Raw genomic sequence first — 26304 nt, 5'->3', positions numbered from 1 at the left:
CGTTCTTGAGCCCAGGCCCTCTTTCAGAAGGGCCCATACGAACAATTCAAGAACCGAGGGAGGACATCCAACATGGGTTCGTTATTCCTGAGTTCATCTCCCGCGCGATGAGCCATTTCGACATCCTCATCGTCGAAGATCACCCGATGATGATCCGTTCGATCACGGCCAGCCTGGCGGTGCTGCACCCTCAGGCCCACGCGGACTGTGGCGTCGTGATCGTGGGCTCGCTGATGCAGGCGAAGAAGCGCCTGCTGCGGCGGCGCGAGCCGCCCAGCTTGGTCATTGCCGATCTCAATCTGCCGGATTCCCGGGGGTTGGCCGACCTTGCGCGCCCTGCGGGAGGTGGCGCCGGGCATCGCCATCGTCGTCTTCAGCGCCAGCGACGACAAATCCACCGAGCAGGCCGCGCTCGACCTGGGTGCGCAGGCCTTCATCTCCAAGTCGGCGCTGCCTCAGAACTTCGTCCAGAAGCTCCAGCCTTTCCTGCCAGGATCGGCAACGCCGTGCGCTTTGGGTCTGTCGGTGCCGGCCAGCGAGGGGGAGGCACCACATCACCCCGTCGACCTGCTCACGGAGCGCCAACGTGCGGTGCTGGCCGAGGTCGCGAGTGGCTATCGCAACCGGGAGATCGCGTTGCGCCTCAAGATTGGTGAGCAGACTGTCAGCACCCATCTGAACACCATCTTTCAACGTCTGGGCGTGCAGAACCGGACTCAGGCCTCCATGCAATACATGGCATGGGTCAAAGCGCATGGCTTGCTGGGTTAGACCGCTGCTCACGGCGGCCCTGCTGTTCGGGACTTGGGCCGGTGCGGCCGCGATGGCGCTGGACCCCGTCACGGACCGAGTGCCGCTGTGGTCGGCGCTGCAGGCCGTGGCCGACCCCCAGGGCGAATACGGTCCCGAACAGATCGCTGCACGGGTCGCATCGGGTCAGGCGGCCCGCCTGCCGCACGCCAACCACGCCTTTGGCGAGGGCCTGCCTTACCCCTACTGGGCGCAGCTCACCCTGAACAACCCCGATGCCAAGCCCCGATCCTGGGTGCTCACCTACGAGTTGCCAACCCAGGATGAGGTGCGACTGTGGCTGCAGGACGACCGCGGGCAGTGGGTGGAGCATGCGCAACTGGAGCGTCTTCGTCCACTCGCCATCTCCTCCGGTCTGCTCTACCCAGCCTGGCGGCTTCACTTGCAGGGCCGGCAGGAGGTGCGCCTGATGCTGCGGCTCGATGGCTACAACCTCATGCGCTTTCCTCTGTTTGCGATGCAGGACGACGCCTTCGTGCTGACGCAGGGGAAGCTGCATCTGGGCATCGGCATGATGCTGGCCGTGCCCCTGGTGGTGGTGCTGTACGTGCTGACGCTGATCCCGGTGGCGGCGGACCGCTCACTGCCTCTGTTCCTGGCCATGGCAGCCTGCGAGATGCTGGGAGCCATGTGGGTCTCCGGCGCGATGCACCATTTGCTGCCGTGGCTGGATCGCTGGCAGACCGGGTGGCTGGGCTGGGCCGGCTACGTCGGCCTGCTCGGACTGAGCGCCTTGCACGCCCGGGTGTTTCTGGACACGCGCGCCGAGGACCCCATGGCGGACCGTTTGCTGAGCCTGGGCGCATGGCTCTGGCTGATGGTCGTGCCGCTGGTGGCAGGCCTCTGGCCCTACACCTCCCGCCGGATGCTGGTGATGGGCGGAACTGTCTACGCCTTCGCCATGATGGTCCTGGCCTTGCGCCACGCTATCCGGCGCGCGGAGATGCACCGCTTGCTGTTTCTGGCCGTGTGGGGGGTCTATGCGTTCTCGGGCCTGCTGTATGTGCTCTATCGGCTGATGGAACTGCCCATCCATGTCACCCTGATCTCCAACTTCGTGCAGGGCGCCCTGGTGGCGGCCTTGCTGGGTTGTGCGGTCAGTGCGCAGATTCTGCGCAGGCGCAACCTGCTGCGCGCCAGCGTCTCGCGGGCGCAAGACCGCAGCCTGCTTTACGCCGCCGCGCAGCACGACCTTCTGCAGCCACTGCAGAGCGTGAACCTGTACGTGCAAGCTTTGCGGGATGCACCCCTGCGCAAACAGGAGGGGCTTCTGCAAGGCATTGACGAAGCCATGAGAACCGTCAACGACTTCATGGTCAGCATGCGCCAGATGAGCACGAACGAGCAACCCGTGCTGGACCTCAAGGTGGTCAGCCTGCACGCCGTGCTCGAACCCGTGGTGCAGGAGTTTCGCCAGTGGACGCGGGCGCACCACATCACCCTGCGCTACCTGCCGGTGCACCGGCTTGTCCGCACCGACGTTTTGATGCTGCAGCGCATCGCCCGCAACCTGTTGTCCAACGCCTTGCGCTACACGGACGAAGGCGGCCGCATCCTCATCGGCTGCCGCCGCCGGCAGGGGCGTCTGTGGCTTATGGTGATCGACACCGGCATCGGCATGAGCGAGGCCGATGCGGCCCGGTGCTTCGAGGCATTCCAGCGCGGCGGCGAGCTGGAGCGCGTGCCCGAGGGCATGGGAATTGGCTTGTACAGCGTCAAGCGCATGGCGACCTTGCTGGGGCAGTCGACCAAGCTCGCTAGCGTGCGCGGCAAAGGAACTTCGGTGGGCGTGTCCGTGACGGAATGCGCCTCCATGTGAGAGGCATGCAGCTGGAGGACCTCAAAGCGCGAAGATCTTCCCCGGGTTCATGATGTTGTCCGGGTCGAGCGCGCGCTTGATGGTGCGCATCATGTCGACCGCGCCGGTGCCGGCCTCGGTCACCAGGAAGTCCATCTTGTGCAGGCCCACGCCGTGTTCGCCGGTGCAGGTGCCTTCCAGGCTCAGCGCGCGCGCCACCAGCTTGTGGTTGAGTTCCTCGGCCAGCGTGTGCTCTTCGGGCTTGTTGGGGTCGATCAGGTAGCCGAAGTGGAAGTTGCCGTCGCCCACGTGGCCGACGAGGAAGTAGGGCAGGCCGGCAGCGTCGGCTTCGCTCACCGAGTCCAGCAGGCAGTCGGCCAGGCGGCTGATGGGCACGCAGGTGTCGGTGGAGATCGCGCGGCAGCCCGGCTTGCTCTGGATCGCGGCGAAGTAGGCGTTGTGCCGCGCCGTCCACAGGCGCGTGCGCTCCTCGGGCGTGTCGGCCCATTCGAAGGCGTTGCCACCGAACTCGCTGGCGATCTCCTGCACCGTCTCGGCCTGTTCCTTCACGCTCGCGGGCGAGCCGTGGAATTCCATCAGCAGCATGTTCTCTTCGCGCAGGCCGAGCTTGCTGTGCGTGTTGACCATGCGCACGGTGTTGTGGTCGATGAGTTCGCAGCGCGCGATCGGCACGCCGAGCTGGATCACCTGGATCACGGTGTGCACCGCGGCTTCGATGGTGGGGAAGGAGCAGGTCGCGGCCGAGATGGCTTCGGGCAGCGGGTAGAGCTTGAGCGTGATCTCGGTCATCACGCCCAGCGTGCCTTCGCTGCCCACCATCAGGCGCGTGAGGTCGTAGCCGGCGCTGCTCTTTCTGGCGCGTGTGCCGGTGCGGATGACCTCGCCGCGCGCGGTGACGACTTCGAGCGCCAGCACGTTCTCGCGCATGGTGCCGTAGCGCACCGCGTTCGTGCCCGAGGCGCGCGTGGCCGACATGCCACCGATGGAGGCGTCGGCGCCCGGGTCGATCGGGAAGAACAGGCCTTCGCTTTTGACCGCTTCGTTGAGCGCCTTGCGCGTCACGCCGGGCTGCACGGTCACGGTCAGGTCTTCAGCGTTGATGGACAGCACGCTGTTCATGCGGCTCACGTCGATGCTGATGCCACCCTGCACGGCCAGCAGGTGGCCTTCGAGCGAGGAGCCCACACCGAAGGGGATCACCGGCACGCGGTGCTGGGCGGCCAGCTTCACGGCATCGGCCACGTCCTGCGTGCTCTCGGCGAACACCACGGCCACCGGCGGCGGCACCTCGTACACCGACTCGTCGCGGCCGTGCTGCTCGCGCACCACCAGGGCGGTGGAGCATTGCGCGCCGAATCGCGCCTGCAGGGCCGTGAGGAACTCGGCCGGGACGGCGCGCTGGTGGACTTCGGGGGTGAGGTGGCTCAGGGCGGTGGGGGCGTTCATGGGGCTTGTCTCCGGCAGCAGTGGGGTGTGCAGTCGGTCAGTTTAAGCCTTGGGGGCCGCCGTGTGCGGCCCGGGCGCCCCGCCCTCAGCGGCGGGCGGGCAGGAGGGCGGTGTGGGGGTTCAGGCGCACGGGACGCGGTGTGTCGGCCTGGCGCGAGGACGGGGTGAAGGCGGAGAGGGCGTGGCGCGTGGGCGGTGCGACCTGCACGCTGGAGAGACCGGCCAGCCCCAGGGCGCAGGCGGCCATCAGCTGCACGCTGCGTTTCTCGAAATCCGAGATGGAGAGCGGGGACTGGAGACGAAAGCGGGACATCGGTGTGACTCCTTTGAAACGGGGAACGAAGCCGCATTACGCCCGCATCATCGGCCCGGGCCAAGCGCTTTTGCCTGCCGTTGCGCTCTGCCAAACACCTTTGCCTCAGACACATTTCCCCTCATCCGGTTACGGGTTCCGGCCGGATGCCCGACCTCGGGGACAATCGCTGTCTCACCATCGGCCAACAAGAGGCATTTCATGGGCAACCGACTCACCCAGATCGCCACCCGCACCGGCGACGCCGGCACCACCGGGCTGGGCGACAACACCCGCGTTTCCAAGGACAGTCTGCGCGTGCACGCCATGGGCGACGTGGACGAGCTCAACTCGCACATCGGCGTGTTGCTGTGCGAGGAGATGCCCGAGGGCGTGCGCCAGCTGCTGGTGGAGATCCAGCACCAGTTGTTCAACCTGGGCGGTGAACTGTCCATCCCGGGGTTTGAACTGCTCAAGCCCGAGGCCGTGCTCGCGCTCGACGAGGCGCTGGCCACGCACAACGAGGCCCTGCCGCGCCTGCAGGAGTTCATCCTGCCTGCCGGCAACCGCGCGGCCAGCCAGGCCCATGTGTGCCGCACGGTGGCGCGCCGCGCCGAACGCGCCGTGGTTGCGTTGGGTCAAGCCGAAGAGCTGAAGGAAACGCCGCGCCAGTACCTCAACCGCCTGAGCGACCTGATGTTCGTGCTCGCGCGTGTGCTCAACCGCATGAACGGCGGTGACGACGTCTACTGGAAGAGCGAGCGTCTGGCCAAGGCCGACGCACCATGAGGGTCGCCGTCGCCGCCTGGCTGGTGCTGGGCCTGGCCACCGGGGTGGTGGGGCCTGCCGCCGCGCAAGGCAAGGGCAAGAAGGCCGACACGGCGAGTGAGGTGACGCTGGTGTGCGAGGCGGCCTACCAGCCCGCGCGCACCACGTGGACGCGCACCGTGCGCATCGGCTACGACAAGAAGCGCGTGCGCTCGGTGCACATCGACGGCGTGCCGGTCTACACCTTCACGGTGCGGGAGACCGTGATCCTCACTGCGGTCGACAACGAGCGCATCCAGATCGACACCGCCGCCCAGACCTGGACCAGCGACTTCCGGAGCCAGGCCACGGCGCAGGGGCGCTGCGAACGCGGCTGAGCCGCCGACCGGTCAGCGCGGCCCCAGCACCGCCATCGTGATGCGCGAGACGCAGGTGAGTTCACCCGCCTCGTTCGTCAGGTCGATCTGCCAGACCTGCGTGGTGCGGCCGATGTGCACCGGCCGCGTGACGCCGGTCACCCAGCCGCTGGTGGCGCCCTTGAGGTGGTTGGCATTGATGTCCAGGCCCACCGCGCGGTGGCCTTCGGGGCAGCTGTAGGCCGCACCGCACGAGCCCAGCGTCTCCGCCAGCACCACGCTCACGCCGCCGTGCAGCAGGCCATACGGTTGTTTGGTGCGGGTGTCCACCGGCACGCGGGCGCGGATGAAGTCGTCGCCGACCTCCAGGAACTCCACGCCGAGGTGTTGCACGGCGGTGTCCTTGTGGATGGCGGTGAGTTCGGCGACGGAGATGGGTTTTTTCCAGATGGGCAAGGTCGGGCTCCTGTGATGGTGGGGTCACTATAGGAGACGGCCGGTTTCCCACGCAGAAGGCGGCGAATGCCTACAGACGGCGGCGGCGCGCGCCCGCACCATCCAGGTTGGAGCAACCCCCTTCATGACACTCGCACGCCGCTGGGCCCTGGCCGCAGCCGCCCTGGTGGCGCTGTTGGTGTTCGCCTGCCTGGCCGTGTGGGCGTGGCTGCCCAGCGATGACGAGCTGGCGCGGCGGGTGGAGGCCGAATTCGAGGCCCGCCTGGGCCAGAAGCTCGTGGTGGGCGCGGTGCGCTGGCGCGTGCTCGGCGTGCCGGAAGTCGAGGTGCTGGACGCCCGCACCGAACAAGCCGAAGCCATCGAGGTGCGGCGCATCGCGATCCGCCCCCAGCTCATGCCCTTGTGGCGCAAGCGACTGGTCATCGACCGCCTGGAGGTGGATGGCGCCGTGGTGCCGCGCAAGGCGCTGGCCGCCTACCGGGGCAAGACCACGGACAGCCAGGCGGGCACGCTGGTCTTGCGCTCGATCGTGTTCACCGACGTGACCTACATCTCCTACAGCGAGGTGCCCCTGGTGTACGAGGGCGAGATCGAGCTGGACGAGGACCGTCGGCCGGGCCGCCTGCAGATCCGCCGGCCGGACGCGAATCCACCGGTCTCGCTGGACGCCACGCGCGACGGCCGAGCCGAAGGCGGCGCGGACCTCTACCAGCTGCGTGTGCAGGCGGGTGGCGGATCGGCGAACGGCCAGGCACGGCTGCGCAGCCTCGGCCGACGGCCGCATGGTGCTCCAAGGGGAGCTCGCGCCACGGCGCGTGGACGTGGCTGCGCTGATGGGCGCCTTTCACCGGCGCTCGTTCGTCGGTGGCCTTGCCTCGGGCCAAACGGCACTGAGCGCCGAAGGCGACACGGCGGTCGAGCTGTTCCGCTCGCTGCGCACGCGCAGCGTGCTCGACGTGGAGCGCGCCCGCCTGCTGCGCATCGACCTGGACAAGGCCATCAAGTCCCTGGGCGAGGACCGCGCCGGCCAGACGCCGCTGGACAGCCTCAGCGGCGTCATGGCCACGCGCAACACCGAACAGGGCATGCGGACGGAGTTCACCGAGGTGAAGGCGGTGGCGGGCAGCTACAGCGCCACGGGCAAGGCCACGTTGCACCGCCAGCAGATCGACGCGCAAGGGGAGCTGGCGATCGGTGGCGGCATCGTGAGCGTGCCCTTCGCCGCGAAGGGGCCCACGCGCGAGCCGGCGGTGGAGATTTCCTGGGGCGCCCTGGCCGGGGCGGCGGTCGGCACGGCGATCCTGCCGGGCATCGGCACCGCCATCGGGTCCCGGATCGGCGGCGCGGTCAGCGGGCCGCCGAAGGTGGGGGCGGACAAGGCCGCCCCCGAGCGCACGCGCCGGTGAGGAGGCTCAGGCCTTGGGCGTGGCCCGGCCGCGGTTGAGCAGGGCGTACAGGATGATCGCGCCGAAGGTGGCCGTTCCGATGCCCCCCAGCGCGAAGCCGCCGAACTTCAGCGTGTAGTCGCCCGTGCCCAGGATCAGCGTGATCGCGGCCACCAGCAGGTTCTTGTTGTCGGAGAAATCGACCTTGTTGTCGACCCAGATCTTGGCGCCGGCGATGGCGATCAGGCCGAACACCACGATGGACACGCCGCCCATGACGGCCAGCGGAATGGCCTGGATCAGCGCGCCGAACTTGGGGCTGAAACCCAGCAGCACGGCCATCAGGCCCGCCACCAGGAAGATCGCGGTGGAGTAGATCTTGGTCGCGGCCATCACGCCGATGTTCTCGGCGTAGGTCGTCACGCCGGTGCCGCCCGCGCTGCCGGCCACCATGGTGCGCACGCCGTCGCCGATGAAGGCGCGGCCCATGTACTGGTCCAGGTTGCGGCCGGTCATGGCGGTCACGGCCTTGATGTGGCCCAGGTTCTCCGCCACCAGGATGATGGCCGCCGGCGCGATCAGCAGCATGGCGTTCATCTGGAACACCGGCGCGCTGAAGCTGGGCATGCCGAACCAGGAGGCGTTGGCGATGCCGGAAAGATCCAGCGGCTTGCCCATGCCCAGCCCGTTGGTGAGCACGGCGTAGAGGATGCTGGCGATGATCAGGCCCATGAGGATCAGCAGGCGCTGGACCATCCCGCTGGTGAACACGGCCACCAGCGCCACGCAGACGAAGGTGATGCCCTGCATCCAGGCATCGAAGCCGGTGGGCGCCATGTTCTTGATGGGGATGCCGGCCAGGTTCAGGCCGATCACCGCGACCACCGCGCCGGTGACCACCGGCGGCATGAAGCGCTCGATCCAGCCCGTGCCCACGGCCTGCACGATGGCGCCGATGAGGGTGTAGACCAGGCCGCAGGCGATGATGCCGCCCAGCGCCACGCCGATGTTGGCGTTGGGGCCCGGGCCCGCGTAGCCGCTGGCGGCGATCACCACGCCGATGAAGGCGAAGCTCGAACCCAGGTAGCTGGGCACCTTGCCGCCGGTGATGAGGAAAAAGATCAGCGTGCCGATGCCGCTCATGAGGATGGCGACGTTGGGGTCGAAGCCCATCAGGATGGGGGCGAGCACCGTGGCGCCGAACATGGCGATCAAGTGCTGCACGCCCATCACCGCCGTCTGTGCGCAGGGCAGGCGCTCATCGGGCGCGATCACGCCGCCTTGGTTGAGCGTGGAAGCCGATTTCTCCGTCCAGTTGAACATGCCCATGGCACGGTCTCCTCGTTGTCGTGTTGTGAAAAAAGGCGCCCCTCGCGCCGCAGGCATTGTGCCCGCAAAGCCTCTGAGCCGCAGCAGACTTAACACGCTTAAGTTTCGACTCCAAGGCGCGCAAAGTTTACGCAGAACCCCGCATGAGGGAGGCCGTTTTTCGCTCCTAAAGTGCGCCTTCACCCTTCAAACCCGAAACGCTGGAGACACCATGGAATTCCTCAGCACCGCCGACTTCTGGGTCGGTCTGGTGAAGATCATCTGGATCAACATCATCCTGTCGGGCGACAACGCCGTCGTCATCGCCCTGGCGGCGCGCTCGCTGCCGGCCGAGCAGCAACGCAAGGCCATCCTGTTCGGCTCGGGCGCGGCCGTGGTGCTGCGCATCGTGCTCACGGTGGTGGCGGCCAAGCTGCTGGAGCTGTCGTTCCTGCAGGTCATCGGCGGCGTGCTGCTGCTGTGGATCGGCTACCAGCTGCTCAGCGGCGACGAAGACGGCGAGGACGGGCACCACAAGGGCACGGGCACGATGATGGCCGCCATCCGCACCATCCTGATCGCCGACCTGGTGATGAGCCTGGACAACGTGATCGCCGTGGCCGCGACGGCGCAGGGCAACATGGTGCTGCTGATCCTGGGCCTGGCGATCAGCATTCCGCTGGTGGTTTTCGGCTCCACGCTGATGATCAAGCTCATGGGGCGCTTCCCGGTCATCGTGACCCTGGGCGCCGCCCTGATCGGCTGGGTTGGCGGCGAAACCGTCGTCAACGACCACCTGATGCAGGGCTACACCATGGCCCACCCCTGGCTGCACTACGTCGCGGCGGCCACGGGGGCGCTGCTGGTGGTGGGGCTGGGCAAGTTCATGCAGGCCCGCGCCACGAGCAAGGCCGAGGCCTGAGGGGGGCGCCAGCGCCCTGGCCCCGCCCGTCTCTCAACCGATCGCGGGCAGCACCTCGCCCCGGCTCTCGCCGAAGCCGATGCGCGCCGCGCCCGGCTTCTCGCACCAGCCGCGCAGGATCACCGTGTCGCCGTCTTCCAGGAAGCGGCGCTGCGCGCCGATGCCCGGCAGCGGCACGTCCTTTGTGCCGCCCACGCTGAGTTCCACGATGGCGCCGGCCTCGGCGTGCGTGGGGCCCGAGATGGTGCCGGTGCCCAGCAGGTCGCCGGGCTGCAGGTTGCAGCCGCCCACGCTGTGCTGCGCGACCATCTGCGCGATGGTCCAGTACTGGTGGCGAAAGCTCGTGGCCGAGAGGCGGTCGGGCGCGATGCCGCGCTCGCGATGCTCGCGCGACTCCAGCCGCACTTCGAGCTGCACGTCCACGCCGCCGCGCTCGCTGTTGGCCGCGCTGTCCAGGTAGGCCAGCGGCTGCGGCTCGTCGGCCGGGTGCGCGAAGGGCACGCGGTAGGGCGCGAGCGCTTCCAGGGTCACGATCCAGGGCGAGACCGTGGTGCAGAAGTTCTTGCCCAGGAAGGGGCCCAGCGGCGCCATTTCCCAGAACTGGTGGTCGCGCGCCGACCAGTCGTTGAGCAGGCACATGCCGAAGATGTGCTGCTCGGCCTCGGCCAGCGGAATCGGCTGGCCCATGGCGTTGCCCGGGCCGATGTAGAAGCCCATCTCCAGCTCGTAGTCGAGCCGGCGGCAGGGGCCGTAGACCGGCGCGGCGGCGCCCGGTGCCATGGCCTGGCCCATGGGGCGGCGAAACGCCGTGCCGCTGACCACCACGCTGGAGGCGCGGCCGTGGTACGCGATCGGCAGCCACTGGAAGTTGGGCGTGAGCGGGTCGTCCGGGCGCATGACGCGGCCCACGTTGCGCGCGTGGTGGATGGAGGTGTAGAAGTCGGTGTAGTCGCCGATGCGCGTGGGCACGCGCATCTCCACCTCGGCCTGCGGCACCAGGCTGGCGCGCAGCGCGTTCACGCCGGGGCCGTTGGCGCCGGTCTTGAGCAGGTCGAACAGCGCGTGGCGCAGCGCGCGCCAGGCGGTCGGGCCCAGGGCCAGGAAGTCGTTGAGCGCGTCACCGGTGCAGGCGTTGACGGCCTGCGAAGCCGGGCCCGAGACCGCGTTGTCGCGCGCGATCGCGGCCAGGTCGATCACCTGGTCGCCGATCGCCACGCCACCGCGGAAGGCCTCGCTGGAACCCTTGCGGCGGAAGACGCCGAAGGGCAGGTTCTGGATCGGGAAATCGGTGCCCGGGGCGTTGGCCGATTCGAGCCAGCTGCGGGTGTTCGCGTCGTGGGTGTGGTTGAGTTCCATGGTCATGCGGCGGTGGCTTGGAGGGCGTCGTCGAAGATGGCCACGGCACGGGTCCAACCCGCCGAGGCGCCTCGGATCTTGTGGGGGAAGCAGGAGATGAAGAACCCGTCGGCCGGCAAGGCCTCGAGGTTGTGCATCTTCTCGATGTGGCAGTAGCCGATGTCGCGCCCGGCCTTGTGGCCTTCCCAGATCAGCGAGGCGTCTTTCGTCTCGCCATACTTCTGCGCGGTGTGCACGAAGGGCGCGTCCCAGCTCCAGGCGTCGGTGCCGGTCAGGCGCACGCCGCGTTCCAGCAAATACATGGTGGCTTCATAGCCCATGCCGCAGCCGGCCGAGACGAAGTCGTTGTGGCCGTAGCGCGAACCGGCGCGCGTGTTCACCACCACGATCTCCAGCGGCTTGAGGGTGTGGTTGATGCGCTTCAACTCGGCTTCCACGTCGGCGGCCGTGACCACGTAGCCGTCGGCGAAGTGGCGGAAGTCCAGCTTCACGCCGGGCTGGAAGCACCACTCCAGCGGCACGTCGTGGATGGCGATCGCGGGCTTCTTCTCGCCCAGCGCCTTGTCCATGGTGGAGTGGAAGTGGTAGGGCGCATCGAGGTGCGTGCCGTTGTGCGTGGAGAGCTGCACCAGCTCCACCGCCCAGCCTTCGCCGTCGGGCAGGTCTTCCTTCTTCAGCCCTGGGAAGAAGGGCTCGATCTGCTCGAAGGTGTTGTCGTGCGTGAAGTACTGGATCTTGGGGGCGAACGCGGGCGGGTCGCTCACCACGTCGTTCTCCAGGTAGATGGACAGGTCGATGAATTTGCGGGGCATGGCGGTGTTCTCCAGTGGGGCGGTGATGTTGGGAATCAGGGGCGTTGCCAGCGCAACAGCGAGCGTTCGGCCAGGGCCAGCACCACGTTGCTGGCAAAGCCCATGGCGCCGAGCAGCACGATGCCGGCGAAGAGTTCGCTGGCCTGGAACGAGCGCGCGGCCAGCAGGATGGCCTGGCCCAGGCCGGGTTGCGAGGCGATCATCTCGCCCACCACCGAGACGATGAGCGAGACCGTCATCGACAGCCGCATGCCGGCCAGGATGTCGGGCATGGCGTTGGGCAGGCCGATCTTGAGCACGAAGGCCAGGTGGCTGAGTTCCAGCGAGCGCGAGACCTCGCGCAACTGCTTGTGCACGTTGGCCAGGCCGTGCAGCGTGGCCAGCAGCACCGGCCACATGGCACCGAAGGCGACCACGGCCAGCACCATGCCGCCGGAGAGGCCGAAGAGCGCGATGGCCAGCGGCATCACGGCCGAAGCCGGCAGCGGGCGGATGAACTCCAGGGTCGGGCCGATCCATTCGCTGGCGCGCTGCGAGCTGCCGATCAGCGCGCCCAGGGCGATGCCCAGCGCGCTCGCCAGCACCCAGCCGCTGAACATGCGGCTGAGCGTGGCCCAGGTGTAGGCCGCCAGGTCGCCGCCGGCCAGGCCTTGCACCAGGCTTTGCAGCGTGGCCTGTGGCGTGGGCAGGAAGGCGCGGTTGACCCAGCCGCTGGTGCTGGCGGCCCACCACAGGGCGATGAAGGCGGCCAGCACGAGCACGGAGCCCGAGGCGCTGCCGAGCGCGTTCAAGGTGCGGTTGGTTTTGTGTGCGGCGCTCATTCGAAATCCTTCGTGCTCCGCACCGCGGTGCGAGCTTGCTTGGGGCGGCCCTGCGCGGCGCTCATGCGGCCTGCTCCCCCATGGCGCGCGCCACGCGGCGCTGCAGCGCGAGCGCGCCGACGTTGATGACGTAGCCCACGACACCGATCCAGGCCAGCCAGGCCAGCATCAGCGCCGGGTCCAGGCTTTGTTGCGCGATCATCATCGCGTAGCCCATGCCGTGCGGGTTGGCCGCGATCTCCACCGTGACGGCGACCACCAGGGCGATCGCCACGCCCAGGCGCAGCGCGACGAACAGGCGCGGCACGATGGCCGGGCCGATGATCCAGGCGAAGCGCTGCCGCGGCGTGAGTTCCAGCGCGCGCGCCACCTCCAGCAGGCGGGGCTCGACCTGTTGCACCGCGGCCTGCGTGAGCACCAGCATGGGCCACAGGCAGGCGAAGGCGACCACGCTGAGCTCCATGCGCAGGCCGAAACCGAACACCAGCATGGCCAGCGGGATCAGCGCCACCGACGGAATGGGGCGCGCGACTTCCACGCTCAGGAAACCGAGCTGCGCGGCGCGCCGCGACAGGCCCAACAAGGTGCCCAGCAGCAGGCCGCCGAGCGCGCCGATCAGCAGGCCGAGCGCGGCCGTGCCGAGCGTGAAGGCCGTGGCCTCCAGCAGCGAGCCGTCGGTGACCGCGCCGCCGAAGGCGCGCAGCGCGGCGCTGGGCGGGGCGATGGCATCGCTGCCCTGGCCCGTGGTGCGGGCCCAGATTTCCAGCGCGCCCAGCAGCAGGGCCGGGAACGCAAGGGACTTCAGCTTCATCGTTCAGTGCCCGAGGTAGTGGTAGAGCTCGCGGCGCAGGCGCAGGAACTCGGGGTGTTCCTTGGTGCTGAGCTGGTCGCGCGGCTGTGGCAGCGGCACGTCGATCAGCGCGGCCAGGCTGGGCAGCTCGGGCGTGGGGTTGCTGCGCAGCGCGATCACGCGGTCGCCCAGGTACAGCGCTTCCTCCAGGTCGTGGGTGACGAACATCACCGTCAGGCCTTCCTCGCGCACCAGGCGCGCCAGCTCGTCCTGCAGGGTCTCGCGCGTCATCGCGTCGAGCGCGCCGAAGGGCTCGTCCATCAGCATCACGTCGGGCCGCTGGGCCAGGCAGCGCGCGATCTGCACGCGCTGCTGCATGCCGCCCGAGAGCTGCGCCGGGAACTTGTGCCCGTGCGCGGCCAGGCCCACGGTTTTCAGCACGTGCTCGATGCGCGCGGGCCGTTCGGCCGCCGGCACGTTCGCCGCCTCCAGCGCCAGGCTCACGTTGGCCTGCACCGTGCGCCAGGGCAGCAGGGCGCGCCCGTAGTCCTGGAACACGAACGCCACCTCGCGGCTCGGGCCGGTGATGGGCGCGCCCTGGCGGCGCACGCTGCCCTGGCTGGGCGTCACGAAGCCGGCGGCGGCGCGCAGCAGCGTGGTCTTGCCGCAGCCCGAGGGGCCGATCACGCACACGAACTCGCCGCGCTTCACCGTCAGTTCGGTGGGTGAGAGGATTTGCCGGCCACCGAGTTCGATGGCGACGCGGTCGAAGTGCAGAACGGTATCGGTCATGGTCGAAGCGGCGCTGGCGTGGGGCGTGGCGTGCCTCACTTGGCGATCAGGCGCGCCACGTCGGGCACCGTCTTGAGCATGCCCTGGTCCTTCATGAGGTCGACCCAGTAGCTGAGCTGCTTCTCGGTCACCACCGCCATGGGGGGCGAGATCTGCACCTTGGCGATCACCTCGGGCGGCAGCTTGATGTACTTGCCGATGGCCGCGCGCACGGCAGCGTCGTTCTTCGGCTGGTTCATGAAGGCCGCGGCCTCCTGCACGGCCTCGCGGAAGCCGCGCGCGGCCGACGGGTTCTTGCGCACCCAGTCGCGGCGCGCGACGTGGATGATGGTGGGCTGGTTCTCGGGCAGGAAGGTCGAGTAGTACGAGGCCACGTAACCCACGCCGGAGTCGGTGATGCGGCTCATGAAGGGGTCGGCGCTCACCACGGCGTCCACCGAACCGCCGCGCAGCAGGTCGCCGTGCTGCGGGAACGAGGCTTCGACGAAGTTCACCTTGGTGTAGTCCACGCCCTGGCTCTTGAGCCAGGCGCGGAAGGTCACGTGCAGGAAGGCGCCCAGGCCGGGCACGCCAATCTTCTTGCCCACGCAGTCCTGGGCCTTGCGGATGCCGCTGCCGGCCTTGCGCACCAGGCCGAAACCGGTGATGGTCTTGGAGGTCACGCCGGCACCGGCGACCACCACGTGGTCCAGGCCGCCGTCCACCGACTGCAGGTACACGCTGGGCGTGGGGCCGCCGATCTGCAGCGAGTCGGCCTGCACCGCGGCCGGGATGGTGGAGTTGATCGGGATGAACTTGAGCTCCACGTCGAGCAGGCGCTTCTTGAAGTAGCCGTTCTCGGCCGCGACGAACACCGAGGCGAAGTCGGTCACGGCGGTGTAGCCGAACACGATCTTGGTGGGGCTCTGCGCGAAAGCCGGCAGGCTCACGGCGGCGGCGGGAACAGAGGCCAGGGCGGCCAGGGCGGTGCGACGTTTCATTGGGGTCTCCTGTGGTTGGTTTTGCTCGGGGGGCGGGGCGAAAGCGGGGGCGGGGGGCACAGCGCGGCGCGCAGTCCCCCCACGATGAAGCGCACCAGCCGCTCGGCGGCGGCCGGGTCGTTGGCGCGGTTGATGTTGAGCGAGAGGCGCTCCACGCGCACATCCACCAGGTGGTGCAGCAGGGCGCCGAGCGCGAACTGGTAGCCCCAGGCGGCCTCGGCGCGGCTGGCGCGCGGCAGGGCGTGGTGCAGCGCATCGATGAAGCGGTGCGCCAGCGGGTCGAAGAACTCGCGCAGCACGCGGTCGGACTCCTCGCCGTGGTAGGCCAGTTCGCGGCCGACCAGCTGGGCGTAGAACTGCCCCTCGGGGCTGGAGCGCATGCGGATCACCGGCGCCACGAAGGCCTCGACGATGCGCGGCAGGGTCTGCGGGTCGTCGGGGTCCTGCGAGGCGGCGTCCAGCGCGGCCAGCCGCTCCTCGATGGTGTGGCTCCAGTGCGCGAACACCGCGTGGAACAGGTCCTGCTTGGGGCCGTGGTAGTAGGCCACCAGCGCCAGCGGCACGCCGGCCTCTTCGGCGATCTGGCGGATCGTCACCGCGTGGTAGCCGCGCTGCGCGAACAGCTTCTCGGCCGCGAGCAGGATGGCCTGCTGGCGGTCGGGGCGGGGCGCGGCACTCTTCTGGCGACGGGCAGGCTCAGGCTTGCGGGACGGCATGGCGGTATTGAACATGTGTTCAAAAATGTTGTACACCCGTACAAACCCTGGGCCGGGTCGTGCGGAAGGCGGGCGCTGGTGTGTTACCAGTGCACCATGGGCAGGCCGGGCACGGGCGAGGTGAAGAAGGGGATGGTGGTGCCCATGAGGCTACCGATGTAGACCGTGCGCAGGTCGGGCCCGCCGAAGGTGACGCTGGCCATCCAGGGCGCCAGCGTGCCGCGCGCGCGCAGCATGTCCTCGGCGGTGAGCGTGCCGTCGTTCATGTGGTCCAGCAGCACCTTCGAGGCCTCGGGGTTGCCGTCGTCGAGCAGCAGGCGCCGCTCGCCCTGCGGCGTGAGCGCGATCAGCTGGTCGGTCATCACCAGCGTGCACCAGAGGTTGCCGAAGGCGTCGAACGCGATGCCGTCGGGGAAGCCGCCCAGGTGGGAGGGCCCGAACACCTCGCGGTCGGCCAGGGCGACGCCCTGGGCCGACTCCACCACGCGCATGCGGCTGATGTGCGGCCCGGTGGTCTCGACGATGTAGAGCCATTCCTCGTTCGCGTCGAAACGGATCTCGTTGGTGAAGTGAAAGCCGTCGGCCACCACGCGCAGGCCGCGTTCGTCCACCACCGCGATGTAGCCGTCGCGCACGCGGCTGCTGGCCGCCACGGTCCAGGGGTTCACGCGCGTGGAGACGGTGAGCCAGATGCGGTTCTTCGAATCGCGCAGCACGAAGTTGACCTTGCCGATCGCCTGGCCGTCGATGGTGTCGTGCAGCGTGCGCGTCTGGCCGTCGCGCGCCATCACCTCCAGCCGGTCGGTGCCGAAGTTGGCGATCAGCACGTCGCCATTGGCCGCGAAGGCCAGGCCGTTGGGCAAGGTGCCCTGCGTGTACTTGGCCTCCACGTCGTGCAGCGAAGCCTGCGCGGCGCTGGCGAAGCGCTGGTCGGCGCGCTGGCCGATGAAGCGCTGCTGCCCGTCGGCGCCGATGCGCGTGACGCCGCCGCGCGCGTCGGCCGCCCACAGCGTGCCGTCGCGCTCGGCCAGGATGCACTCGGGCCGTTGCAGGTCCTGGCCGATGGTGCGGATGGCGGCGCGGTCGACCTGGAAGCCGTCCAGCGGGTTGTTTGTCGAAGGCATGGTGGGTTCCCCGATGAGGCGGGCCGCGGGCTGCGGCCGGCGAAGGGGGCATTGAACGGTTGGCGCCGATTCTTGTACAACCGTACAAACCCTAGTCGTACCGGGCGCGGGCCCGGTCTAAGCTCGGCGCATGACCGCGCCCCACGTGCCCCAGATCCGCCTCTACCAGCAATGGCTCGCCGAGCACCGCGGCCTGCGTTTCGACGACTACGGCGCGCTCTGGCGCTGGTCCATCACCGACCTCGACGGCTTCTGGCAAAGCATCTGGGACTACTTCGAGCTGCAGTCGCCCACGCCGCACACGGCCGTGCTGGCGAAGAACGTGATGCCCGGCGCACCCTGGTTTCCCGGCGCGCGCATGAACTACGCGCAGCAGGTGTTCCGCCACGTGCGGCCGGCGCACGAGGCGGGTTTTTCCGCCGTGGTGAGCCGCAATGAAAAGGGCCGGCACGTGGAGCTGAGCTGGCCCGAGCTGCGGCGCCAGGTCGCCTCGCTCGCGCAGCACCTGCAGGCCCAGGGCGTGCAGCCGGGCGACCGCGTGGCGGCCTACCTGCCCAACATTCCCGAGGCCATGGTGGCTTTTCTCGCCACGGTGTCCATCGGCGGCGTGTGGAGCATCTGCGCGCCCGACATGGGCACCAACGCCGTGCTCGACCGCTTCCGCCAGATCGAGCCGGTGGTGCTGATCGCCTGCGACGGCGTGAGCTACGCCGGCCGCGACCACGACCGCCTGGCGGTGGTGGCCGAGCTGCGCGCGGCCCTGCCCACGGTGCGCCACGTGGTGCTGCACACCAACCTGGCCGAAGGCGAGGCGGCGCAGGCCGAGGCGCTGCAGGCCGCATCGCCCTGTGCCAGCTTCGCGGCCGCCACCGCGCGCGACGATGCCGCCACCGCCGCCTTCGAACCCTTGTGGCTGCCGTTCGACCACCCGCTGTGGATCGTCTATTCCAGCGGCACCACCGGCCTGCCCAAGCCCATCGTGCACGGCCATGGCGGCACGGTGATCGTGGGCATGGCGCTCAAGATCCTGCACAACGACGTGGGCTGCAGCTACCACCCCAACAGCTGGGGCGAGCGCTTCCACTGGTACAGCTCCACCGGCTGGGTGATGTGGAACGCGCAGACCAGCGGCCTGCTCAACGGCACCACCTGCGTGATCTACGACGGCAACCCCGGCGGCAGCAAGGACAAGCCCGACTGGACCACGCTCTGGCGCTTCGCCGCCGAGTTGGGCGTGACCTTCTTCGGCGCGGGCGCGGCCTTCTTCGCCAACTGCATCAAGGCCGGCGTCGACCTGGCCGCGTGTGGCGACCTGTCCGCCGTGCGCGCGCTCGGCACCACCGGATCACCGTTGTCGGAAGACGCGCAGCGCTGGGGCACCGATCAGTTCCGCCGCATCGCGAAGAGCGAGGCGCAGCAGGACATCTGGTGGTGCAACATTTCGGGCGGCACCGACTTCGCGGGCGCTTTCATCGGCGGCAACCGCGAGCTGCCGCAGACGCCCGGGCGCATGCAGTGCCGGCTGCTGGGCTGCGCGGTCGAAGCGTGGAACGAGCAGGGCCAGCCGGTGATCGACGAAGTGGGCGAGCTGGTGTGCGCGCAACCGATCCCGTCGATGCCGCTCTACTTCGTGGGCGACGTGGACCACCAGCGCCTGATCGGCAGTTATTTCGACACCTACCCGCCGGGCCAGGGCCGCAAGCCCGGGGGTGGCGACCTCGGCCCTGAGGCCGGCGCGGTCTGGCGGCACGGCGACTGGCTGCGCATCGGCGCGGACGGCTCCTGCGTGATCTACGGCCGCTCGGACGCCACCATCAACCGCCATGGTCTGCGCATGGGCACGAGCGAGCTCTACAGCGCGGTCGAGGCCCTGCCCGAGGTGATGGACTCCATGGTGGTGGACCTCGAGTACCTCGGGCGCGAGAGTTACATGCCGCTGTTCGTGGTGTTGCGCGAAGGCACCGTGCTCGACGATGCGCTCAAGGCGCGCATCAACGACAGCATCAAGACCGCGCTGTCGCCGCGCTTCGTGCCCAACGGCGTGTTTCAGGTGGCCGAGATTCCGCGCACGCTCTCGGGCAAGAAGCAGGAACTGCCGATCAAGAAACTGCTGCTCGGCCAGCCGCTGGAGAAGGTCATCAACCGCGAGGCCATCGCGCAACCCGGGCTGCCTGGATTGGTACGTGAAATTCGCGGCTTCGCGGGCGCGGGCGTAGCTGCTCTGCCAGGTTTTCGCGCCTGCACCTCGTGGTGCCCGCGAGTGCCGGGCGCTCTGCTCCGCGGGTGTCCCCCGGCGGCTGGTGCCGCCTCCTCCTTGACCCCGCTGCGCAGAGCGCCCGGCACTCGCGAGCCGCAGCGTGCTGAGGGTGGGCGGGGGTGTTCGACCGTCCGCGTGCCACAGAGGGGGAGGTCACCGGGTGTCCGGCGCAGCGGCGTAAAGGAGGAGGGGCGGCGAAGCCGCCCCGGGGGACAGCCGCGGAGCCGGGCACCCGGCGGCCTCCCCCGTTCGTGTCGGCGTGAACCCTCAGTTCGCCACCGTGAAGCGCTGGCGGGTGTGCTTGGGCGTCTCGATTTCGTCCACGATCGCCACCGCCAGATCAGCCACCGAGATGCCGGCAGGCGCTTCGCCCTGGCCGGGCAACAACTGGTCACCACCCGTGCGGTACTGGCCCGTGCGCTCACCCGGCGCCAGTGCGATGGGGGGAGAGATGAAGCTCCATTCCAGTTCCTTCTCACCCCGCAGGCGCGTGAGCAGGTCGCGCGCGGCCAGCGCACCCTGTTTCCACTCGGCCGGAAACTCGGGCGTGTCCACCAGCTGCAGACCGGGCGCCACCTCCAGGCTGCCCGCGCCGCCGACCGCCAGCACGCGCTGCACACCGGCCTGCTTCGCGCCGGCCAGGATGCCGTCGTAGCCCAGGCCGAACAGGCGGTGGATCTCGGCCTCGCTCCAGCCCGGGTTGTAGGCGCTCACGATGGCGTCGTGGCCGGCCACGGCCCGGGCCACCTGCGCGGCGTCGGTCACGTCGGTCTTCACCACCTGCAGCCGGGGCTGGGCGGCCAGCTTGTCGGGGTGGCGGGCGAGGGCGGTCACGCTGTGGCCGCGCGAAAGCAGTTCGGTGAGCACGGCGCTGCCGACGAAACCGGTGGCACCGATGAGGGCGATCTTCATGACGGGACTCCTGAAAAGGTTGGGATGGATCTAGTGTCCTGGCTACACGAAAAGCGCGGTAGGCGGCAAAATCCGCTTTCTTCTTGTAGAAAATCTAATCAATGAGCAGCGAAACCACCGCCTGGACCGACAAGCTCAAACGCATGGCGCTGTTCGCGGAGATCGTGGACAGCGGCTCGCTGAGCGCCGCCGCTCGCCGCCTGGGCAGCACACCCTCGGCCGTGAGCCAGCAGCTGCGCCTGCTCGAAGAGGCCCTGGGACTGGTGCTGCTGCACCGCTCCACCCGCCGCCTCACGCTCACCGAGGCCGGTGAGCGTTATTACCCCGCCTGCGCCGCCATGGTCGCCCAGGCCCGCAGTGCCGACCAGGCGCTGGAGCGCCTGCGCGACGAACCCGAGGGCGAGCTGCGCCTGGCCGCGCCGATCGGCTTCGGCGAGCTGCTGGCCAGCGCGCTCGAACCGCTGCGCCGCCACCCCCGGCTGCGGCTGCACCTGTTGCTGGACGACACGCCCATCGACCTCATCGGCGAGCGGGTGGACCTTGCGCTGCGCGTAGGCCGCTTCACCGATTCTTCCCTGGTCGCGCGCCGCCTGGGGGAACTCCAGCGCCAGCTCTGCGCCGCGCCGCGTTACCTGGCCGAACGCGGCTGGCCGCGCCACCCAGGCGAACTCGCCGGGCACGACTGGCTGGGCCTGCCGCCGCGCGGCACGGCGGTGGACACGCTGAGCTTCCAGGGCCCGCAAGGCGAGCGCGAAGAGGTGCGCGTCGAAGCGCGCCTGCTGGCCTCGCAGGTGACCGCGCTGCAGGCCATGGCGCTGGCGGGATGGGGTCTGTACGTGGGCATGGCCGACGACGTGCGCCAGGCCCAGGCCGAAGGTCGGCTTGCGCCCGTGCTGCCGGACTGGCGGCTGGAGCCGGCGGCGGTGTTTGCGGTCACGCCCCGGCGCGGCGAACAACCGGCCAAGGTGCGCCATGCGCTGCAGGCCCTGCAGCAGCACTTCGCGGCCCGGCCGGGCTGAGCGCCTCTTACAGCGCGGCGAGCTTCGCCATGCCCCAGGCGACCACGCCCACCTGCACCAGGTTGAGCAGGATGCCCGCCATGTGCAGGCGCCGGAAACTCGGGATGGCGGAGGCGTCTCCGCCCGCGATCCGTTCCCGCAGCGCGTCCATGCGCGGGACGACCCAGCGGCGCACCGCGAAGACAAAGGCCGCCACACCGCCCATCGGCCAGCCCCACCGCGACGCGGCCCACCGCCAGCTGGCCCAGGCCCCCGAGGCTGGCGGCGACCACCACCACCGAGTAGTAGTAGTTGAACAAGCCCCGGACGAAACGCGCGTCCTGCGGCGTGTCGTGTTTCAGGATGAGCAGTGGCGGCGACGCAAAGGTGAAGAACACCATGGGAAAGATCAGCGCGACCAGCGACAGCAGCACGACAGCCTTGGACAGCATGGGGTTCTCCTTGCCGCGGTGGTCTCGGCTGGGGCGCCGCGGGCCATGGGGGCCGGCTGATGCTCATCCGCCAAACTGACGGATGACTTACATCGCACGGCCACCCGTCCGCTGCGGTGCTTGCCGCCACGGGCCTCAGAGCGGTGCGTCGCTGGAAGGGGTCTTCGTGCTGTGGGTGAGGCCCATGTGGATCCCGCTGCCGGCATGGGACCACAGCCGCTTCGCCAGTTCTTTCGAGTGCTGTTGGGCCGCCCGGTCCTTCAGGGCCGACAGCGCCATCAACAGGTCGAGGGGCCCTTTTTCGGGCGGCCTCCTTCAGCCCCTCCTGCCAGTCGCTCGGCAGCGGCACGCCACGGGACCTGAAGTGGACTTGAATCCACTGGCGGGCTTTCTCCGTGTCTCGGTGGATGGCCTGGCGCAGGGCGGCCACACCCATGCGGCTCAAGGCCTGAAGCGACTTCACAAGGCCCTTGTACGAGCCTGCCGCGATCTCTGGATGGAGCGCCCGCATTTTCTGCAGTTCGGCGGCGCCCGCGATCTTTTGCGACCGCAGGAACTTGGCCGACCAGAAGGGATTGCCCGTGGCGTGGCCCCTTTTCAGCTGGTCGAGCTCGGTCTGGATCGCCTGGATGTTCTTGGCGCGGGCGGTCTTGTTGGGCCACGCCAGCGCGGCGCGGTAAAAATTGAGCCGGTTCGGGTCCAGCGGGTGGCCCAGCCTCGGTGTCGACGTCGCCACGCCGTGTTGTTGGGCGAGCTTCTCCAGGCGAAAGAACGCCTGCAGATGGGTGACGCAGCCGGATGCGTCGGGCGCGGCTTCCGCGCGCTCCCTGGCGGTGTGCAGCTGCGCCTCGAGGCAGGCCAGGGCGGTCTTGCGCTGGCGAGGGTCGCGGCTCTGGAGCGCCTTCTCCAAGGCCCCAGGGGCGCTGTACAGCGCGGCCTGGTGCGTGGGGTCCGCCGACGCCAGCGACAACTTCCCAAGCGAGGTGGAGGACAGGTTCAAAGGGGAGAGGGGGCTGCCCAGGCAACGCTCGAACAGGTACCGGATGAACGCGCCTTCATCGTTCAGGCGGTAGCCCTTAAAACCGAACACACCACCGCCTTCGCCGGCACCGATCGTCCAGGTGTCCAGTTTCTGCCCCGACAGTTGTCGGGCCATCGCCAGCGCGTGCTGGACGTCCGGGTCCTCCACGGAGCGGCCCGCCGTTTCGCAGCGCAGGCGGAGCTCGCGCAAGGCCGCGAGGCGGCAGAGGGCCTCGGGAAAGCCGCCACCCGTGGGGTAGGCATGCAGTGAGGCCACCACCTTGGACAGGGTCTGGCCCCGCAGTTTTTCGGACACGGACAGGAATTGCTGCAGCAACCGCAGCACGGCATCCACGTTGCGTGCATCCATGTCGTGGAGGGAGGTGATGCCCAGCGCGGCATAGAACGCCTCGCCTTCTGAAGGCATGCCCTTGACGGTGGCTTCCACGAGCGCCTGCACGTGCGGCACGAGCTGCCGTTTGCCGGCCGCATCGCTGGCCTGGCAGATGGACATGAACGACGCCAGCGTGTCGGTCTGCAAGGGCGCGGTCCGAGCGTGCCCTTGCAGGACGGTCAGAAAGCCGCCCGCGTCCCGCGGCGAGATGCCGTAGCCGTTCTGAAGGACCTGCTGGTACTTGACGTTGGCGAAATCGTGGTCGTCGCGCAGGCATATTTCGATGTTGCGCCACTGGCCGCCGGCGATCCAGCCGGCGACGGTGGCGCGCGCCTGCGCCTCCTGTTTCGCCTCGTGGCGGCGGGTCTGCAGCAGGTCCCAGGCGTCTTGCGGCGTGTTCATCACCTCGTGGGTGTGCACACACAGGCGGCGCAGGAAGGGCTGGAAGCCCTCATCGTTCCAGTGCCGGTGGATGAGCCGCGGGGTCAGGGACGATTGGCGAAGGTCCCCCATGCCGGTGCCCGGCGCGAGGTGCCGGGTCCAGCGCGGTTGGACCGGCTCGGCCGGGCGGGCGATGTCCGTCGGCGCGTGGCCGAGGGCTTGCCACCGGTCCAGGGCCATCAGCTGGTCCCAGGCGGAAACGTCCGAACGCGCATGGAAGCGCCGCAGCGCCTCGGCCTCCGACGGGGAGCTGGCCTGCGAGCCCAGCTGCACGATGAGCCGGGTGAGCGGCTCGCGGTCGCCATGGATGGCCGCGTCGATCACCGAGGGCGAGAGGCCGAGGGCGATCAGCATCTGCCGGGTGCGGTGTTGTGTGGTTGGCGCCAGAAGCCGATCGACCAGGCTGCGCGCGATGGCCTGGATCGGGCGACCCTGGTCAGGGTCGGCCAGGCCCGGCATCGCGCCGGTCTTGCGGTCGTGGTGGGCCGCCACCGCGCGGCAGGCCTTGTCGTGGCGCTTCTGCTCAGCGGCCCTGACCTTGGCGCGAATGCCGTACCACAGCATGTAGCCGCCCGCGAGGAGGATGCCCACCAGGCCGGGGATGCCCATGGTGGCGGCGCCGAACAAGGCGCCGCCGCCCAGCGCGGTCAGCGCTGTGGCTGCCACGGCGCCCCCCAGGCTGGTGCCGCCGTAGATGCCGCGGATCCAGCCGTGCAGGTCCAGCAGGTTGGCGTCCAGCCGTTTCAACTCCCGCCATTGGTGGCGGTGCTCCATCAGCTCCAGCAACTCGGGGCAATCCGCGCCGTGGGCTTCGAAGACGTTCTTGTCGAACCGCTCGGCCAACAGCAGCGTCTTGCGCTCCCGGCGGGCATCCATGCCCTCGCAGACGGCCTGCAGGATGTGGAGGACGCCCGTCACCATGTTCATGGAGCCGGAGAGGTAGGGCAGGGCGACGGCGATGTTCTTGGCCGCGCCGGTCAGCGGCCCGCTGGTCGACAGGCCGCTGACCACGGCCGACGGGACGGTCTTGAGCAGGGAGAGCGAGCCGAAACCGACGTCGCGCACCCCGGCCAGCAGGCAGCGGGGGATGAGATGGCCCGGCTCCAGGCACTGCTTGAACGTCGCCGCGTGGGTGTCCGCCAGCGCCCGCAGTCTGGCCTGAGCTTCCTTGAGCAATGACAGGTCGCGCGGGTTCTGCGCGCCTGGAGGCCGTCGCAGGAACTCCGCCTCCAGGCCTGCCAGGGCCTGGAGGCCGGACGCCGCGCTCAGGTAGACGCGGCAGGCTTCCAGTTCCTGCTCGCGGCCCGCCAGCGCGCCGCGGATGCCGTCCCAGGTGATCTTGGTGTCGCCCGCCTGTCCCAGGCCGACGACCAGCGCCGGCAGGTTGTGCAGCCCCGAATTCGGGTGCTCGGCGCCCGTCTGGAAATCGATGCCCGTCCCGAAGCCCGCGCCGACGGTGGCGTACAGCAGGACGCACCACACTGGGTAATAGTGTTGGGCGGAAACGAGGGGGTCGAGGTCGTCCTTCAGGGGGGTGAAGGCCACGCTCTGGAGGATGTCGGCCACCCGCTGCTGGACGTCGAGGGAGGGCCCCTCGGCCTGCAAAAAGGACGGCCGCAAGAGCTCGAGGGGAATCTGGCTGGCCTCCCAGGCGGAGTCGGAGGGCGACGATCCGTTGGCCGGGGAGTGGGCGTCTTCGATGAGCGTCCTCTCATCGGAGTCCACCGTCTGGTCGCCGAAGGGCAGAGGGAATGAATAGACCGGCAAGCAGGCGCTGATGGTGCTCAAAATGTCCTCCCTGTTTCAGTTTCGTGGGTGAAAGAACTGAAACAGGGAAGTGATCCGAATCTCCTGCGGGGTTCGGCTGCGCACCCAGGGATTTCCCAGGGGAGGCGCCCCGGGCCGCCGAAAGGCCTCGTTCAGCCGCGCCGGCTCACCAGCACGATGCCCAGCGCCACGCCCACCAGCGCCACCACCAGCTGCGGCGTGAGCGGCTCGTTGAGCAGCACCACGCCGAACACCAGCGCGAACACCGGGGTGAGAAAGGTGAAGGTCGACATCTGCGTGGCAGGGTAGTGCCGCAGCAGCCACATCCAGGTGAGGTAGCTCGCGAAGGCGCCGACCACGGTCTGGATGCCCAGCGAACCCCAGGCGCGCGCCGAGTAGTCGAGTGACCACACCTCGCCCAGCGCGAGCGAGATGAAAGGCGCGACGACCGCCGTCACCGCCACCTGGTAGAACAGGGTTTTCTCCGCGCTCGCGCCCGAGAGCTTCGTGGCTCGGATGGTGAGCGTGGTCAGGCCCCAGAGCGTGCCGGCGGCCAGCGCCATCGCGTCGCCCAGCCACGCACCGGCCACCGGTGAGCCGTGCATGAAACCTTCGCTGAAAGCCAGCGCCACGGCGGCGAAGGCGATCACCAGGCCCACCCACTGGATGCGCCGCAGCCGCTCGCCTGGCACCACGCGCGGCAGCAGCAGCGCCACCACGAAGGGGCTGGTGTAGAGGAACACCGTGAGGCGCGATGCGCTGGTGTGCAGCAGCCCGAGGTAGATGAAGGCGAACTCGCCGGCGAACAGCGAACCCGCGAGCAGGCCGGCCTTGAGCGTGCCGTCGCGCGTGAACAGCGGCACACCGCGCACCCGGCACCAGGCCCAGATGAGCACGGCCGCGCCCCAGAAGCGCAGCGAGGCCTGCCACAGCGGCGGCACCTCGGCCACGGTGTCCTTGATCAGGATCTGCTGGAAACCCCAGAAGGCGCAGCACACCACGAGCAGGGTGATGGCGAGGGAGTCGAGGTGGGTCTTGCGGTCGGCCGGTGAAGTCATGCCGGCGATTGTCGGCGCGCGCCGATGTCCCGGCTGTCGCGTGGGCTTCGTG

At 69.2% G+C, this 26304-nt stretch carries 26 protein-coding genes and 1 pseudogene; 10 read left to right on the top strand and 17 right to left on the bottom strand.

Annotated elements, in window-relative coordinates; all coding sequences use genetic code 11:
• Positions 1–327: 327 nt before the first annotated feature.
• Positions 328–771 carry a LuxR C-terminal-related transcriptional regulator gene (locus ACFJGX_RS03665; protein WP_382327761.1) on the top strand — a complete coding sequence of 148 codons (444 nt, stop codon included), beginning with the start codon at positions 328–330 and terminating at the stop codon, positions 769–771.
• Positions 755–2629: an ATP-binding protein gene (locus tag ACFJGX_RS03660; RefSeq protein ID WP_382327759.1), complete on the top strand. Its 1875-nt coding sequence runs from the start codon at positions 755–757 to the stop codon at positions 2627–2629. The genes ACFJGX_RS03665 and ACFJGX_RS03660 overlap by 17 nt, the downstream gene beginning before the upstream one ends.
• Positions 2630–2650: 21 nt before the next feature.
• Here the strand turns inward: ACFJGX_RS03660 and ACFJGX_RS03655 are convergent, their stop codons facing one another.
• A complete protein-coding gene (locus tag ACFJGX_RS03655) occupies positions 2651–4075 on the bottom strand; it encodes an FAD-binding oxidoreductase (protein ID WP_382322681.1) in 1425 nt (474 codons plus the stop codon).
• 85 nt (positions 4076–4160) lie between these two features.
• Positions 4161–4388 carry a hypothetical protein gene (locus ACFJGX_RS03650; RefSeq protein ID WP_382163517.1) on the bottom strand — a complete coding sequence of 76 codons (228 nt, stop codon included), beginning with the start codon at positions 4386–4388 and terminating at the stop codon, positions 4161–4163.
• Between the two features lie 201 nt (positions 4389–4589).
• On the opposite strand from ACFJGX_RS03650, the gene ACFJGX_RS03645 reads away from it, so the two are divergent.
• Positions 4590–5156: a cob(I)yrinic acid a,c-diamide adenosyltransferase gene (locus ACFJGX_RS03645; protein WP_291119221.1), complete on the top strand. Its 567-nt coding sequence runs from the start codon at positions 4590–4592 to the stop codon at positions 5154–5156.
• The gene (locus ACFJGX_RS03640; RefSeq protein WP_382322682.1) at positions 5153–5512 is read left to right on the top strand and encodes a hypothetical protein; all 360 of its coding nucleotides are present in this window, start codon (positions 5153–5155) and stop codon (positions 5510–5512) included. Before ACFJGX_RS03645 ends, ACFJGX_RS03640 begins: the two co-directional genes overlap by 4 nt.
• 12 nt (positions 5513–5524) lie before the next feature.
• On the opposite strand, the gene ACFJGX_RS03635 is transcribed toward ACFJGX_RS03640, so the two are convergent.
• Both ACFJGX_RS03635 and ACFJGX_RS03630 read right to left on the bottom strand, forming a co-directional pair.
• Positions 5525–5947, bottom strand: coding sequence for a hotdog fold thioesterase (locus ACFJGX_RS03635; RefSeq protein WP_382163513.1), 423 nt, complete (start codon positions 5945–5947; stop codon positions 5525–5527).
• Positions 5948–6017: 70 nt separating this feature from the next.
• Entirely contained in the window at positions 6018–6731 is a 714-nt protein-coding gene (locus ACFJGX_RS03630) for a hypothetical protein (RefSeq protein WP_382327757.1), read from the bottom strand.
• Here ACFJGX_RS03630 and ACFJGX_RS03625 point away from each other — a divergent pair.
• Positions 6730–7353, top strand: a complete 624-nt coding sequence (locus tag ACFJGX_RS03625; RefSeq protein WP_382322684.1) for a hypothetical protein — start codon at positions 6730–6732, stop codon at positions 7351–7353. The genes ACFJGX_RS03630 and ACFJGX_RS03625 overlap by 2 nt on opposite strands.
• A 6-nt stretch (positions 7354–7359) precedes the next feature.
• On the opposite strand, the gene ACFJGX_RS03620 is transcribed toward ACFJGX_RS03625, so the two are convergent.
• Positions 7360–8661: a solute carrier family 23 protein gene (locus ACFJGX_RS03620; protein ID WP_382327754.1), complete on the bottom strand. Its 1302-nt coding sequence runs from the start codon at positions 8659–8661 to the stop codon at positions 7360–7362.
• Positions 8662–8872: 211 nt separating this feature from the next.
• Between ACFJGX_RS03620 and ACFJGX_RS03615 the strand changes: the two genes are divergently transcribed.
• On the top strand, positions 8873–9562 hold the full coding sequence (locus ACFJGX_RS03615) for a TerC family protein (protein ID WP_382322685.1): 690 nt from the start codon (positions 8873–8875) through the stop codon (positions 9560–9562).
• Between the two features lie 33 nt (positions 9563–9595).
• Here the strand turns inward: ACFJGX_RS03615 and fahA are convergent, their stop codons facing one another.
• The 8 genes from fahA to ACFJGX_RS03575 form a co-directional block, all read right to left on the bottom strand.
• The gene (gene fahA, locus ACFJGX_RS03610) at positions 9596–10918 is read right to left on the bottom strand and encodes a fumarylacetoacetase (RefSeq protein WP_382325814.1); all 1323 of its coding nucleotides are present in this window, start codon (positions 10916–10918) and stop codon (positions 9596–9598) included.
• Positions 10919–10920: 2 nt separating this feature from the next.
• Complete coding sequence (locus ACFJGX_RS03605) at positions 10921–11730, bottom strand: cyclase family protein (RefSeq protein ID WP_382163506.1); 810 nt, start codon at positions 11728–11730, stop codon at positions 10921–10923.
• 35 nt (positions 11731–11765) lie between these two features.
• A complete protein-coding gene (locus ACFJGX_RS03600) occupies positions 11766–12551 on the bottom strand; it encodes an ABC transporter permease (protein ID WP_382327752.1) in 786 nt (261 codons plus the stop codon).
• Positions 12552–12612: 61 nt separating this feature from the next.
• The gene (locus tag ACFJGX_RS03595) at positions 12613–13362 is read right to left on the bottom strand and encodes an ABC transporter permease (RefSeq protein WP_382322688.1); all 750 of its coding nucleotides are present in this window, start codon (positions 13360–13362) and stop codon (positions 12613–12615) included.
• A gap of 3 nt (positions 13363–13365) precedes the next feature.
• Positions 13366–14133, bottom strand: a complete 768-nt coding sequence (locus tag ACFJGX_RS03590) for an ABC transporter ATP-binding protein (protein ID WP_382163500.1) — start codon at positions 14131–14133, stop codon at positions 13366–13368.
• Between the two features lie 35 nt (positions 14134–14168).
• Complete coding sequence (locus tag ACFJGX_RS03585; protein WP_382327750.1) at positions 14169–15113, bottom strand: ABC transporter substrate-binding protein; 945 nt, start codon at positions 15111–15113, stop codon at positions 14169–14171.
• Positions 15110–15829, bottom strand: a complete 720-nt coding sequence (locus tag ACFJGX_RS03580; protein WP_382322690.1) for a TetR/AcrR family transcriptional regulator — start codon at positions 15827–15829, stop codon at positions 15110–15112. The genes ACFJGX_RS03585 and ACFJGX_RS03580 overlap by 4 nt, the downstream gene beginning before the upstream one ends.
• Before the next feature lie 83 nt (positions 15830–15912).
• On the bottom strand, positions 15913–16953 hold the full coding sequence (locus ACFJGX_RS03575; protein WP_382322691.1) for an SMP-30/gluconolactonase/LRE family protein: 1041 nt from the start codon (positions 16951–16953) through the stop codon (positions 15913–15915).
• Positions 16954–17083: 130 nt separating this feature from the next.
• Here ACFJGX_RS03575 and ACFJGX_RS03570 point away from each other — a divergent pair.
• Positions 17084–19169, top strand: a pseudogene (locus tag ACFJGX_RS03570) (acetoacetate--CoA ligase).
• Positions 19170–19477: 308 nt separating this feature from the next.
• Here ACFJGX_RS03570 and ACFJGX_RS03565 read toward each other — a convergent pair.
• Positions 19478–20122 (bottom strand): NAD(P)-dependent oxidoreductase, encoded by a 645-nt coding sequence (locus ACFJGX_RS03565; protein WP_382322692.1) that lies wholly within the window; start codon positions 20120–20122, stop codon positions 19478–19480.
• A 101-nt stretch (positions 20123–20223) separates the two neighbouring features.
• Between ACFJGX_RS03565 and ACFJGX_RS03560 the strand changes: the two genes are divergently transcribed.
• Entirely contained in the window at positions 20224–21141 is a 918-nt protein-coding gene (locus tag ACFJGX_RS03560; RefSeq protein ID WP_382327748.1) for a LysR family transcriptional regulator, read from the top strand.
• Between the two features lie 7 nt (positions 21142–21148).
• On the opposite strand, the gene ACFJGX_RS03555 is transcribed toward ACFJGX_RS03560, so the two are convergent.
• The gene (locus ACFJGX_RS03555; RefSeq protein ID WP_382327746.1) at positions 21149–21337 is read right to left on the bottom strand and encodes a hypothetical protein; all 189 of its coding nucleotides are present in this window, start codon (positions 21335–21337) and stop codon (positions 21149–21151) included.
• 370 nt (positions 21338–21707) lie between these two features.
• A complete protein-coding gene (locus tag ACFJGX_RS03550) occupies positions 21708–21851 on the bottom strand; it encodes a hypothetical protein (RefSeq protein ID WP_382327744.1) in 144 nt (47 codons plus the stop codon).
• Between the two features lie 91 nt (positions 21852–21942).
• Between ACFJGX_RS03550 and ACFJGX_RS03545 the strand changes: the two genes are divergently transcribed.
• Both ACFJGX_RS03545 and ACFJGX_RS03540 read left to right on the top strand, forming a co-directional pair.
• Complete coding sequence (locus ACFJGX_RS03545) at positions 21943–22863, top strand: hypothetical protein (RefSeq protein ID WP_382327743.1); 921 nt, start codon at positions 21943–21945, stop codon at positions 22861–22863.
• Between the two features lie 189 nt (positions 22864–23052).
• Complete coding sequence (locus ACFJGX_RS03540) at positions 23053–24606, top strand: hypothetical protein (RefSeq protein ID WP_382327741.1); 1554 nt, start codon at positions 23053–23055, stop codon at positions 24604–24606.
• A gap of 740 nt (positions 24607–25346) precedes the next feature.
• Here ACFJGX_RS03540 and ACFJGX_RS03535 read toward each other — a convergent pair.
• The gene (locus ACFJGX_RS03535; protein ID WP_382322695.1) at positions 25347–26252 is read right to left on the bottom strand and encodes a DMT family transporter; all 906 of its coding nucleotides are present in this window, start codon (positions 26250–26252) and stop codon (positions 25347–25349) included.
• Positions 26253–26304: the final 52 nt, after the last annotated feature.

The sequence above is a fragment of the Hydrogenophaga sp. UC242_50 genome, from assembly GCF_042697355.1.
Taxonomy (GTDB): Bacteria; Pseudomonadota; Gammaproteobacteria; order Burkholderiales; family Burkholderiaceae_C; genus Hydrogenophaga.
The sequence above is the reverse complement of the archived record's forward strand: the minus strand, read 5'-3'. Positions and strand labels throughout refer to the sequence as shown.